This is a genomic window from Mucilaginibacter sp., from assembly GCF_028288185.1.
Taxonomy (GTDB): Bacteria; Bacteroidota; Bacteroidia; order Sphingobacteriales; family Sphingobacteriaceae; genus Mucilaginibacter.
On record NZ_JAQBOF010000030.1, the window covers coordinates 1 to 13,386 of the forward strand.

A 13,386-nucleotide genomic window follows, 5' to 3' on the forward strand; every position below is an offset into this window, starting at 1 on the left:
CCATACAGATGATCCGGAAGGAACCGAAAAATAAAAACCTGCCGATCATCGCCGTAACGGCCAAAGCCATGATCGGCGACCGGCAAAAATGTATCGCATCAGGTGCCTCCGATTATATTACCAAACCAGTTAAAACCGATCAGCTTTTATCCCTGATGCGGGTATGGCTGATCAAATAAAACACTGTAGCTCATGCCTGTAAAAATATTGTTGGTGGACGATAACGAAAATAACCTGTTATCAATGGAGGTCGCCCTGGAAAAAGCAAAGTAAGTCTATTTAATTTTGTGTATTCACTACTTTTAACTTATTTGAAAACATAAACCAATTTGGATGAATATTATACCAATAACAGAAGCACATATTGACGCTTGTGCCAAAATATTTATTAATACGTATAACCAAGCTCCCTGGAGTTATCAATGGAATTTAGAAGCTGCTATTAAATACCTGGGAGAGTATATATCAGCTGCAAAATTTGTAGGGTTTGCCGTATACCATGAAAATGAAATTGCTGGGGCTATTTTAGCCCATACAAAAACTTGGTGGACAAATGATCAGCTATATATTGATGAACTTTTTATTGCGCCTGAGATGCAAAAAAAAGGATTTGGGAAACAACTTATTTACCATGCTGAGCAGTATGCGCTTGACAATAATTTACAAACACTAGTCTTAATGACCCATAAATTTATGCCCGCCATGAGTTTTTATGAAAACCATGATTTTTTACATGCGCAACCCTTTATATTATTATTCAAAAACGTTTCATAATGAAGTATTTAAACCACATCGGTAACTATCATCTACTTGTTAGTAATTATTCTTGAGGTAATAAACTTTCATCAAACAATTGATATTTTAATTTGTAGTTTTTCTATAAAGAATTTAACACTATCGGGCGTTAAATTCTAAATTTTGAAAAACATGAATACATTTAATACTCAATCCATTTTAAAACAGAAACGGTGGGTTTGGATTGATACTGATAAAGGAATTAGTATACTTTTGGTAGGCTTTGGCCACTGTTTAAATGTACTGCAAAACCACGGGTTGCCATTAGATAATTATCCAATAATAAACTATATAAGTGTTTTTTTATATGGTTTCAGGATGCCCCTTTTTTTTATAATATCCGGAATTTTTATTTCATCAAGTTTAAAAAGAAAAGGGTTAGATGGTTATGTTTCCTATCGCAGCGATACGATATTGTACCCATTGTTCGTTTGGGGCTTTATCGAGATTTCTTTTCAACTATTAACTAACAGATTCACTCATAATGGCATCACTGCCATGAACTATCTTAACCTCTTTTTCGATGCAAGAAAAACGGGGCACTTCTGGTACCTTAATACGCTGTTTTATATTGGGGTAATTTACGCTTTTTTTAAAGCTAAACTTAAAGTTAAGCCATTACAACATTTACTTTTAGGTATTTTGCTGTATATAGTTTCGGCCTACATTCATTTAAACGATTTATGGGCAGGCTCGTTGACTGATATTTGCGAATATTATATCTTTTTTTCAATAGGAGATCTAATTTCAAACACAGCATTAGATGAGAAAAACGTAGCTCGTTTTTCATCATTTAAACTATTCTTTCCGCTACTTGCTGTATTTTTATTTTTACAATATCGCTTTGCTCAATATAATTTGCATGGAGGCAGTGAAGGTATTTTATTTGTTGAACATAAAATGCCGGCGTTTTTTTTGCTTGAGGCTTTGGTTGGCTGCACTATTTCCATTAATTTTTCCTTCTTGCTACAAAAATATAATGCTCTAAATTTTTTAAGAGTGATAGGATTCCACTCATTGTATATTTATTGTATGCAAATAATAGTTATGACCATAGCACGTGTAATTTTAGTTAATGTTTTAAAAATAACCTATGTGCCGGTACTAATTTTGGTTATATGGACAGGGGGAATTTTTATCCCTATAGTATTCTATAATTTTTGTCTTCGGCATAATTTATGGTGGTTTTTTACCTATAAAAAGCCAAAGCAGAAAAAAGCCGAGACTCCGCCAGAAACAGCGATGTTAGTTAACCCCGCTTAAAAAACATAAAAAAACCACCTATAAATAAATAAAGGTGGCTTTTCTCGTTATACAATTAATTAGGAGCCTGTATTAGCCAACAAAGAAGCAAACGCCTGTTGATAGTAATATAGCGAAACTACTCCTCCAACAAGGTTCTTACTATTATTGTATTCAATCCTTGGCGCCACACTACCGTTATTTTGACTTTGAATTGCTACGCCAAAATTAACGGTACGATTGCTGCCAGACCTTGTATCTGTAACGGTGTTATGCGATACAACTAAGGTGCCGTTGGTATTGCCATTAATTACTATACCTGAAGCTTTTTGTGTTGACAGCCCCGCATTTTGAATATTATTTGAATCAAAAAGGCCGGTACTGTTATAAATTGATATACCATCCAAAGGGCTTCCGTTAATAATATTTGAGTTTGCGGTAATATTTTGATAATGATTAAAAGCAATACCATTGCCCATTGCAGAATTGATAGTATTATTGCTAACTACTATGTTAACTAATCCTGATGTGTTAGCCGGATCTGCAACGTTTATGGCAGGTGCACTTACCATATTAACACCAGCAATATTTTCATAACTATTGGTGAATGTGTTACCGGTAATACTAACGTTAGTATGTCCCCAACAATCAATTTGTCCTTGATAAACTGTATTATTATATATTTTATGCCCCCCGCTACGGCTATCTGCTGTACCACCGGTATGCCCATTATAGAAAAAGCCCATTGTTACTGCTCTTCGATATTTTACGATAGGGCCTCCACGCTCAACAGGTCCATAACCATCTGAGAAATTAAATATATTATTGTACACAGAAATATTAGTGACAGTCTCGTTAACGCTATGTCTTTCTATATCAACGCCGCCAACCAAATAACCGGTTCCGTGTACGTTATTATTGTAAAAAGAGCCATTATCGGTACAGCAAAACATAGTTCCTTCTCGATAGATATTTAAAAATTCGCTATCGTGAACGCTTACATTTGATGTCATTCTTAAGTTTACTGACGATAAAAATGTATCGCCAAATAGTAACCCATCTCCTCTAAAGCTTTCAAACTTACAATTGCTAACCTCAATGTTTTGTCCATTATTAATACTTAACGCATGACAGTATTGATAATCAGCACTAAAAGTTTGCCCAAAGCTGGTTCCATCAAAATCAATTCCTTGAATAACTAAGTTGCTTACAGTAGGTTCATTCCACCAGGCCTGGTAAAAAATTGAAGGTGGATTGTACCTGCCCTGCGATAGTTTTATATGACATGTAGCGGGGCTGCTACCTAACAAACCAACGCCATTTTTTAATTCAATAACACCGGATGTATTACCGGCGTCTGCAACAATATAACTGCCATCTGGGAAGTAAACTGCTGTCTTGCCATTTGCTTTGGCGTAAGCAAGCGCACTCCTTATTGCCTTAGTGTCGTCAGTATAATTATCGCCTTTTGCGCCATAATCTTTAACGTTTACCATGCTTGCCGCGTTAAATGTTATACTTAAATTTGTCTTAGCAATTTGTGCAGTTGCGATTTGTGTTGTTGCTGCGCTAGTGGCAAGGTTATTGTTACTAGTTACTGGAGTTACTTGATCAGCTTTCTTGCAGGAAAGCATGAATAACATAGCAATAATGAGAACAGACAGTAGTTGCTTCATAAATTTGTTGTAAAGGGTAATCAAAAAGTGTTAATAAAAAAGGGTGCAATAAAAAATTTGTATTATATAGAGATCAGTACAGTGTATATTAAAATGAACTTTGTATTGAAAATTAAACAGTATATTTTTTAATTTATTGTTGAACGAAATATTTTTAATTAAATTTTAATTTTATTCAATTTAACTATATTTAATTGCGTGCTGGATTTTTTAGTGCTTATTATATTTATGATCAGCATAAACAAAAACCGCTATAAAAAACCATACCAATTTCATCAGCATAGCTGTGCGCTATAAAGAATACGTTTGTATAGTTATAAACCTCCTATATAAAAGTTTAAATATCAACTACTAATAATTAAGCATAATTAATTATCTTGAAGTTAATTTCAATGCTTGTTTAGTTAGTTAATGGATTAAATTATACCAATAATACGTAATTTTTATAAAAATGTTACATTGAGAGAAATATTTATTAATTATTTATTAATAATTCTTTCGATTTCGATAATATAAAAAGGTTTAATGGTAGAATGTCCTTTTTTAAAGGTCAAATTTCTTCAGTAGACTTTTTTATTAATCAATAAGAGATAATTGCATTACGTGCATTAATATGGACGTAATGCTTCGGTTGGGTTACAAAACAAAAAAGGCAGATTATAATCTGTCTTTTTTGTTTTGTATTATTAAGCTGTCCTCAATAAAAGATCCTTTGTATCATTAATGTTTCTCTGTAAAACAGAAGTAAATTCCTCAACATATGGTGGCAAAAGCATGGAAAAATGATCACCAGGAACTTCAACCAAATTAACACCTTGCTTGGCATACTGCTCCCACCCTAGAAATTTGCCGTAGTCTATATAGTGGACACTTATTTTAGCTTTAAGCAGGTAAACCTTATCGTCAAAGGGTTCGATTTTATAGTTCTTAAATGCCTGAATTCGTTTATTTTTTATTGCTTTTTCGGCATATGACACCTCTTCAATTAAAGATTGCTTATCTACAACATTGTTAGAAAAATAGGAAGATATATTTGAAAAGTTATTTTTGATTGTATTTGATGGCTGCAAGAATGATGATTTAAGAAATGTCAATATCTCGGGGTAGTGTCTTTTTATTTTTTTGGGTATAAGTTTATATTTTTGTTTATACTCTGTCATGCCTGCATCGGCATCAATTATTAACAGTTTTACTTGTTTACCTACCGCAGACATTTGTTTGCGCATTTCTACCGCCACATAAGCGCCTGATGAATATCCCGCCAAAAGGTATGGCCCAACAGGATTGTGTTGAACAATTTCTTCAATATAGTGATTAGCGATGTCCGTTAAATTTTCAAACGGGGCGTTAATGCCGTCCAGACCAATGGCCTTTAATCCATATAAGGGTTGTTCTTTATCAATATATTTGATCAGGTTGCTAAAATTAAGGACATTTCCACTATCTCCTTGTATAATATATAAAGGGTCATTGTTTCCTTTAGCTTTAATTGGAACAAGGTATCTGTAGTTGTATTTATTTGAATCATTATCCACATATTTAGCCAAAGCCTTTATGTCTGAATATTGGTATAAGACATCCAGTGGAAAAGTTTTACCGGTTATTTTTTTGTATTGCGATAACATTTGAACTGCCATTAGCGAATGCCCACCTAGTTCAAAAAAACTGTCATTTATACCTGAGACTTTTAAATTAAGATAGTCGCTCCAGATATTGTATAAAATTTGTTCTGTTATTGTACCTGGTTGTTCAAGAGACTTCTGTTTTGCTAATAATGCGTCATCCAAGCTTGATAAAGAATTTCTGTCAATTTTACCATTTGAAGTTAACGGCAATTCTTTTAAATCTATCCATATAGCAGGGATCATATAATCTGGCAATGATTTTTTTAAAAATGAGATAATTTTGTCATGCTCAAATACATTTCCTTTTGATACCAGGTAACATACCAGGCGCTTGTTGCCGTACTGGTCATTTTTTGCCAATACGACGGCATTGGCAATTTGAGGATTACTTTTTAGCGCATTTTCAATCTCACCAAGTTCTATCCTAAATCCATTAATTTTCACCTGGTTATCCTTGCGCCCAATAAACTCCATATTATAATCCGGCATCATGCGGCCCAGATCACCTGTTTTGTACATTATACCGCCAGCTTTTTTATTAAAAGGATCAGGTATAAATGAAGCATTGGTTTTTTGAATGTCATTAGCATAGCCACGTGCAACGCCTACACCCCCGATGTAAAGGTTGCCGGCAACGTTAAGCGGCATAGGCTGCAAGTATTCATTAAGGATATAAAAGAAATTATTATCAATTGGCTTTCCATAAGGGATACTAGTGCCTATTTTTGAATTTTCATCAACAACATAATAATTTGACCATACGGTTCCTTCCGTTGCTCCACCCAAGCTGACAACTTTGGTTTCAGGGAAAAATTTTTTAATTCCAGCCGGTAAATCAACCGGGATCCAATCTCCGCTTAAAAACACTGTTTTAAGACTGGTACAACTATAGTCTATTCGTTCTTTTTCAAGATTTTTAACTAAGTAATCCATGGTAGTAGGTACCGAGTCCCAAAAAGTTATCTGATGTAAGCACAACATATCTTGCAGTGTCTTAACATTTTTAATTTCTCGCTTATCGGCTATTACAAGCGTACCACCCGCAGCTAACATCCCAAAAATATCATATACAGAAAGGTCAAAACACATTGAAGTAACAAACAATAATTTATCATCATGATTTACATCAAATGTTTTATTAACCCACAAAACTAAATTAACTGCGGAGTGATGTTCAATCATAACCCCTTTAGGCTGACCGGTGGAGCCAGATGTATAAATTATATAGGCCAGTTGTTTGCTGCTGATACTTACCAATGGGTTTGACTCGTCCAAGTCACTGTTTATCGTCAAGTCTATCCGAACATAACTGTTCGGATCAATCATATCTTTCACCGGATAATCAGCATCGGCAACAATAATTTTTGCTGAGGAATGGCTATAAATATATTGTTGCCTATCAACAGGATAATCATGGTCAATTGGTACATAAGCACCACCGGCTTTTAAAATCCCAAGCATGCCAACAATCATATCAAAGTTACGGGTTACCAATAAGCCAACATTATCCTGAGGCTGCACTCCAATTTTGATTAGATATCGTGCTAACTTGTTTGCTTTTTTATTTAAATCGTCATAGGTTACATAGTTTATTCCTTTTAAAAGTGCAATTGCCTGGGGATTACGTTCCACCTGTTCCTCAAACAAACTATGTAACGTTTTGTCTTTCGGATAAGCAGTAATAGTGTTATTAAAATCATGAATAATAGAATTAAATTCCGTTGATGTTAGAATATTATAAGATCCAACATGGGCAATAGGATTTGCTATTATCGATTGCAATAAAATAACAAAATGATGTTTAAATGCTGTCAAGTATTTATCATCTGCTACAACAGGATTATATAATATGGCCGCTTCAACAAATGAATCGGTTTGTTTTAAAATTAACCCGATATGAAATAAATTAGGCTGGCTCGAAAGTCTGTTTATGATACTATTTATTTCGGGAGAGTTTTCTAAGGATTGTACTACAAATATCGATTTTAAATAATCGATATTAACTTTATCTCCTGAAAATATTCCGTCCGAGGGGGCGGCTTGCTTTAAACTGTCAGAGACTGTAGCCTCTGACAGCGTGTGTTGTTGAACTTTCAAAAAATCTAAAAAAACACTATTACTTGTCAGTTGAACATTAAAATCTTTTATAGTAATGTTGTCACTGCTATCATGCTTACTATCGTCATCATGCATTAATATATGATCAAAAAAAACACTTTCCTGGCCAGTATATCTTTGCAGAAGAACATTAAATGCTGCAATAAAGAAGTCGGCAACTGTACAATCCTCTCTTTTGCAGAAAAATTTAATTTCATTTGTTAAATCGTCATTTATAGAAATATTAAGCATGTTATTAGTAGTAGTTTATTTTACAATATAAAAGATCAGAATATAAGCGCTAGACTTCTAATTAATCTTTTACCAGGTAATTGAATGTTACTGTAGTGCCTGCTGCATTTACCAACGTTGTCACTGGACCAACTTGTGTCGATTTATATGATGGATAAAGGTTAATTGGTCCCGATGCTCCTTTTGCTACAACCTTTATAGAATCCCCAATCATAGGGGTAAATGGATATTCGAACGTAGTCCCCGCGCCTTGATTACCCTGTTGAATGGAATTATGGGAAGGATGTGCGGCATTGGTTGTAGTTACACTGACATTAAAAGACGAATTTTGGTCAGTAACTATTACGCGAAATATGCTCTTTTTAAGATCGTAATTTGCCGGCGTTAATTCAGAGTCGGCAGTAACAGGGGTTGAGATTGACGATTTTTTGCATCCAAAAGCAAAAATGGCTAAGGCCAGCGTCGAAGAAATAAAAATCTTTTTCATAGTTAGTAGTGTTAAATGATATATAATATATAGGGTTGAGTTAGATGCTTTTTTAAAATGATTATTCTGTACTGTAAAGAGTTTGAAAACTAATATTTAATAAAATCATTAAGCGATGTTATAATTTTTTCTGATGCTACATAGCCAATGCTATTTCGAGGCACCACTTGGTTAGGCCACATTTGTCTAAATTTGTATACCAATTCATATTCGTCATAAGCTACATCAACGTAACCAAGCAAGTCCATTTGTTTGGCAGTACCCAGTTGGTGTTCGTTTCTGTGTTCTTTATATTTTGCCAGTCTGGGCATTACTATTATTGGTTTTTTTTTAACCAATGCTGATATAATGGTGCCCATTCCAGCATGACTAATAATCAAATCACAATCATCAATATATTTGGTAAAATCTGCCGGAGAGATAAAGTCTAAAACATCAATGTTTTTGGCTTTATAATTTGAATACAGTGCCTGAACAACGAAATTGGTGTTGGGAAACTCCGCAGCAATATCATCGATAGTTTTAATTAACCTATCAAATGGAAGTTGAGTACCGGCCGTTACAAATATCATTTTGTGTAGTATTTTATTTGTTAACTGATTTATAATATATTTCCACTATATGTAACCTTCGGACTGGCCAAATGCTCCCATTGCGTATAAACCTTATCCGCCGTCCAAAGAGCTATTAATCCACTCAAAGACAGTTTATCAACGTTTGCGATACTATCAATCCAAATAGTTTTTATACCTAATATCTTCCCGATGAATATGCCTAAGAGGCCAGGTGCGGCACCCGTGGTTATGATTACTTGTGGTCTTAAAAAGAGGATAAGTCCTAATACACTAACAATGCATTTTACTAATTTATAAACGCTGCTACGGCTTGCATCAGGTACTGTATGAAATTTATAATCGCTTACGGTGTTAGCCAGGCTGGCTTTGTTTGATACGAACGTTACATTTTTACCCTTAAACAAGGGCATTATTCTTAGAAGTTCAATCCAATGACCACCCACCGATGCTATGGCCATTATATTAGCCTCGCGTTTTTCGAAATTAAATTTCACCAAAGGCATTATGGCGATACACATTATCCGGCTAAGCACGAATCCCAGGCCCGTAACAACACCATAAGTCAAAGCAAAATTTGCAGGGAATGCGTGGTTTGCACCAATCAGAAAATATACGGCCAAAAGGTGAAATGTTATGGCACGCCAGGTAGCTCTGTAAATATCCTTTACTTTGTAAATTGTGTAGCCACTATACAATCTAAAAATATATGTACTTAAAAGCCAGCTTGACCATGTAAACAATATGGCTTGATATATGCTGTGACTAGTAAAATTGAAACCATATTTAGTGGCGAAGTGATAGCTTGCGTATAAGCATACATTTAATAGTAAAAAATCACTAAGGGCAAGAACGAGGCGGGCAAGAGTTTGTTTAGTTGTAAGCATTTTGCATTCATTTAATTAACTATGACCTGCATTCAAAATCAATGCCAACAGAAACTCATATTTAATCAAAAATTAACAAATAGTCGATTATTTAAACAAATATTGATGTAATTGATAAAAAATGTCGTTATATTACATACAACCATCAGTTATCTGAAAGATATTATCGTAATGAAAAAAACAGCTGTATAAAAAATTATACGATTGAGAAAAATTATGAAGATTTTAGGACAGGCTTAGCGATAAATTTTATGTAAAATATAGGTTCAGGTATATTAAATCGCTCCTTAAAAAACTATACAAATCAAATAAATTATCGAGGCAATAATTAAATTAGCTATAACCACACTGATAACCACAACCGCTACCGAAATTTCCTTTTTCGGCGCAGGGTTCTGCTCAAAATTATCGCTCATAATAAACGATGGATTCTTTTTCATACTTCGTTGAGTAAAAAAATTTAGTGGGCTTATAGTTCGTTGTTTCAATTTTTATAAAAGCATATCAAAAATAAACTATTAATTTAAATTATCAGTAATTTAGAACCAATTATTTTACAAATGAATAAATATATTCGTTTGAAGCTAATTTTTATGATCAGGCTGTTTTAATGGTGTAATATGAATTATCATATCCATAACCATAACCGTATCTTTCATTATTAACACCATTAAAAACAATATGCATATTGGGAACTCCACCTTCCTGGTTTAATTCCTTTATAAACTTTAATTCGGTTTTTTTTGTAACGCCTTGCCTAATCACATACAAAGTAAGCTGCGCCAGGCGTGACAAAATCATTGCATCAGTAACCAAATGTACAGGTGGGCTGTCAATCAAAATAGTGTGATAGGTTTTTCGTAATTCAGTTATCAAGTTTGTTAAACGATCATCCTCCAATAATTCAGAAGGATTATCAGTACTGGATCCGGCACTTACAATATCCAATGACGGTATAACACTTGATGGTCTTATTATGTCGTTAATAGTGGCTTTGTTCAATATATAATCCGTTATACCCGGATGTGTTTTTGACAAGCCAAAAGTTCCAGAGAGCTTTGCCCGTCGCAAATCCAATTCCAGAATAACTACTTTTTTACCTGCAGAAGCCAGCACTACACCCAAGTTGCTACTAATAAAGGTTTTACCTTCTTCAGATATACTTGAGGTGAGTAGAATCACTCTCGACTTTTCTTCAAAGTTGGTAAGATAGTGCAGCTTTGATCTTAATGTTCGAAATTGTTCACTAATCAAACTGTTATTTTTCTCACTAATAACTATTGGCTTACCGCTGTCATTAATATTAATTTCATTTATAACTGGCACGCCTGTTTCTTCTTCAATATCATCTGGGTTTATAATAACGTTATGTAGCCTATCTTTAAAGAAAATAAAAACTATTGCTAAAATCAAACCCAACACAAGAGCAGCGGCATAAACCAGGTTTTTTTTAGGCCATTTTAATGGGCCGTTATAGGCATTATCCAAAACTCTGTAGTTTTTAACCGTTTTAGCGTAATTTAAAGACACCTCTTCACGTTTTTGCAACAAGTATATATATAGATTTTCTTTGATTGATTGCTGTCTTTTAATACTCAGGTATTCTCTCTCCTGCCCCGGGATACTTGTTATCGACGACTCGACATGAGTATTTACCGCCTGCACCTTATTTTGCGCACTCAATAAAGAGGATTTGATGTTGTGAACTGTTTCTTTTATTGATGTTCTGGTTGTTTGAATCTGGCGGTTAACCTGCTCAAAATCCGGGTTTGTCTCTGGCATGGTGGCTAGCATCTCCTGTCTTTTCAATTCCAAGACAGATAATTTTTCAATCAAGCTAACCAACGTAGGATCGGCAATACCTATGGCGGCCGGTGCCCTGCCTTTGTTATCAGGATTGTTAATGTATTTCTCAATTTCATTAACAATACTTAACTGCACATTAAGCTCATTTAATTTTGCATCATTTGTCTGCAAATTATCGAGGTTATATTTAGAGGCTGACTCTATATCAGTTAATTGGTTTGAACTTTTAAAGCTAGCTATATTTTTTTCCGAGTTTGTCAGTTCGCCTGTCAAAGACGCCAATCGTTGATCAATGAATTTTATTGTGCTTTGGGTCTCCTTAGTTTTTTGCTGAACTTCGGCATTGTCATAAACAAATATTAAATGGTTTAAAATGTCTTTCCCCCTTTGTATATTATTGTCGCTTATTGTCAAATCAACTGCAGATGCCAGCTTGTCTTGTAAACTTGCATCAATTGCTTTTTGATAGTTTTGTGTAACTTTTTCCGGATCAAGCAACGACACTTTTATAGTGGCGTTTTTAAAAAAGCCAATATCACTTGTTGGTTGCAGTTTCCAAATACCGATAGGAGATGTAATGTAGGTATTAAACCGGGCTTGGACTTGCTTACCATTTTGGTCATCGTAAAAAAACGAGCTGGTGTCTTTTAATGTGATGTTAAGATCTCTTTTTTCGTCAACAAAATTCGGATTTGGTTTGATCATCAAAAACCTGAACGGAACTGAGTTATATATGTCTTTGTAACCTGGTCCTTTTTTTATTTTATAAACAGTTGCCAAATTTAGGTCTGTTACTACCTGTTGAATTAGGTTTGTTGATTTAAGCTTGGCAATTTCATTTTCAGTAATTTCTGAAGTGCTAGGCAAATCAATTTTATCCAATACTGATTGTTGTTGCTGCGTGTTTTGATTGTTGTCTTGATTAATTAACAACGAGGCTTTTATTTCATAAACCGGGTTTGCAACCAGCAAGTATATAAATGCGATTATTAAAGCTATTGCTATTGATATCAAGAAAACATACCAATGGTGCTTGTAATTATTAATAACACTCTTAATATTTATTGAATGATTTTTTTCTTTCTCTATTGCAAAAGTTGTTAGCTGTGTTGAGGTATCCATCGATAAAATATTTAATATGTACGAGAAACCATGATGGCGATAATTGAAAGGCCTGATAGAATTAAGGTTGCGGCCCTAAAACCAGCATCATTAACAGATGCAAATTTTGATTTACCGGGCTGCACATAAATTTGGTCGTTGTTTTTAAGATAGAAGTACGGCGATTCCATTAGCTTTTTTGAAGTAATATCCAGATGAATATATTTACGCTCACCATTTTCATATCGTACCAATAATATGTTATTACGTATAGCTGTTATATTTAAGTCGCCAGCTAATGTTAACGCCTCTATTATGGAAGTTTGCTCGTTTTGTAAAGTATAAACATTGGGCCGCGCAACATCGCCATATATAGACACTTTGAAGTTTAGTATCCTGATGTTAACAACCGGGTCCTTATAAAACGCCTGCAAGTCAAGGCTAATCTTATCCCGTATTTGCGATGTTGTTAAACCAGCCGCCTTTAAATCGCCAATTAAAGGTAAATGTATTAATCCCTTTTCGTCTACGAGATAACCTATAACAGGATTATCGGGCGATGTGTTATAATTATTACCACTTACTCTACTTAAATTATAGTTAAATACCGCAGATGATTCAGGATTTCTGCTACCAACGTTAATGCCTAATACATCAGCTGGTTGTACAATTAATTGTGTACTGTTATTAATTTTTTCAGATAACGTTTGTGTGCCTTGAATATCTTGAAAATAAGGAATTTTCTTATAGGGCGTACATGAACCAAATAATAGAACAACTAAAAGTGAGATATTTAAAATAGCGGCTTGGGGGATATTCATTGAATGACGCATTGGTAAATTAAAT

At 34.2% G+C, this 13,386-nt stretch carries 11 protein-coding genes; 3 read left to right on the forward strand and 8 right to left on the reverse strand.

From position 1 onward, the window contains the following. The first annotated feature begins 8 nt into the window (after positions 1–8). From JWQ34_RS19155 to JWQ34_RS13480, 3 genes are all read left to right on the forward strand, one after another. Positions 9–179: a response regulator gene (locus JWQ34_RS19155; protein WP_367278622.1), complete on the forward strand. Its 171-nt coding sequence runs from the start codon at positions 9–11 to the stop codon at positions 177–179. A gap of 154 nt (positions 180–333) precedes the next feature. Beyond that, positions 334–774, forward strand: coding sequence for a GNAT family N-acetyltransferase (locus JWQ34_RS13475; protein ID WP_299357829.1), 441 nt, complete (start codon positions 334–336; stop codon positions 772–774). 153 nt (positions 775–927) lie between these two features. Beyond that, positions 928–2,058 (forward strand): acyltransferase, encoded by a 1,131-nt coding sequence (locus tag JWQ34_RS13480; protein ID WP_299357830.1) that lies wholly within the window; start codon positions 928–930, stop codon positions 2,056–2,058. Between the two features lie 59 nt (positions 2,059–2,117). On the opposite strand, the gene JWQ34_RS13485 is transcribed toward JWQ34_RS13480, so the two are convergent. The 8 genes from JWQ34_RS13485 to JWQ34_RS13520 all read right to left on the reverse strand — a co-directional run bounded on the left by JWQ34_RS13485 (position 2,118) and on the right by JWQ34_RS13520 (position 13,361). After that, positions 2,118–3,713 (reverse strand): glycosyl hydrolase family 28-related protein, encoded by a 1,596-nt coding sequence (locus JWQ34_RS13485; RefSeq protein ID WP_299357831.1) that lies wholly within the window; start codon positions 3,711–3,713, stop codon positions 2,118–2,120. Positions 3,714–4,399: 686 nt separating this feature from the next. After that, positions 4,400–7,687: an amino acid adenylation domain-containing protein gene (locus JWQ34_RS13490; RefSeq protein WP_299357832.1), complete on the reverse strand. Its 3,288-nt coding sequence runs from the start codon at positions 7,685–7,687 to the stop codon at positions 4,400–4,402. A 61-nt stretch (positions 7,688–7,748) separates the two neighbouring features. Further along, complete coding sequence (locus tag JWQ34_RS13495; RefSeq protein ID WP_299357833.1) at positions 7,749–8,174, reverse strand: hypothetical protein; 426 nt, start codon at positions 8,172–8,174, stop codon at positions 7,749–7,751. Between the two features lie 89 nt (positions 8,175–8,263). Then, the gene (locus JWQ34_RS13500; protein WP_299357834.1) at positions 8,264–8,746 is read right to left on the reverse strand and encodes a glycosyltransferase; all 483 of its coding nucleotides are present in this window, start codon (positions 8,744–8,746) and stop codon (positions 8,264–8,266) included. Between the two features lie 29 nt (positions 8,747–8,775). Continuing rightward, positions 8,776–9,369, reverse strand: coding sequence for an oligosaccharide biosynthesis protein Alg14 (locus tag JWQ34_RS13505; protein ID WP_299357835.1), 594 nt, complete (start codon positions 9,367–9,369; stop codon positions 8,776–8,778). A gap of 551 nt (positions 9,370–9,920) precedes the next feature. Continuing rightward, positions 9,921–10,073, reverse strand: coding sequence for a hypothetical protein (locus JWQ34_RS13510; RefSeq protein WP_299357836.1), 153 nt, complete (start codon positions 10,071–10,073; stop codon positions 9,921–9,923). 157 nt (positions 10,074–10,230) lie between these two features. Continuing rightward, a complete protein-coding gene (locus tag JWQ34_RS13515; RefSeq protein WP_299357837.1) occupies positions 10,231–12,561 on the reverse strand; it encodes a polysaccharide biosynthesis tyrosine autokinase in 2,331 nt (776 codons plus the stop codon). Between the two features lie 11 nt (positions 12,562–12,572). Continuing rightward, positions 12,573–13,361 carry a polysaccharide biosynthesis/export family protein gene (locus tag JWQ34_RS13520; protein WP_299357838.1) on the reverse strand — a complete coding sequence of 263 codons (789 nt, stop codon included), beginning with the start codon at positions 13,359–13,361 and terminating at the stop codon, positions 12,573–12,575. Positions 13,362–13,386: the final 25 nt, after the last annotated feature.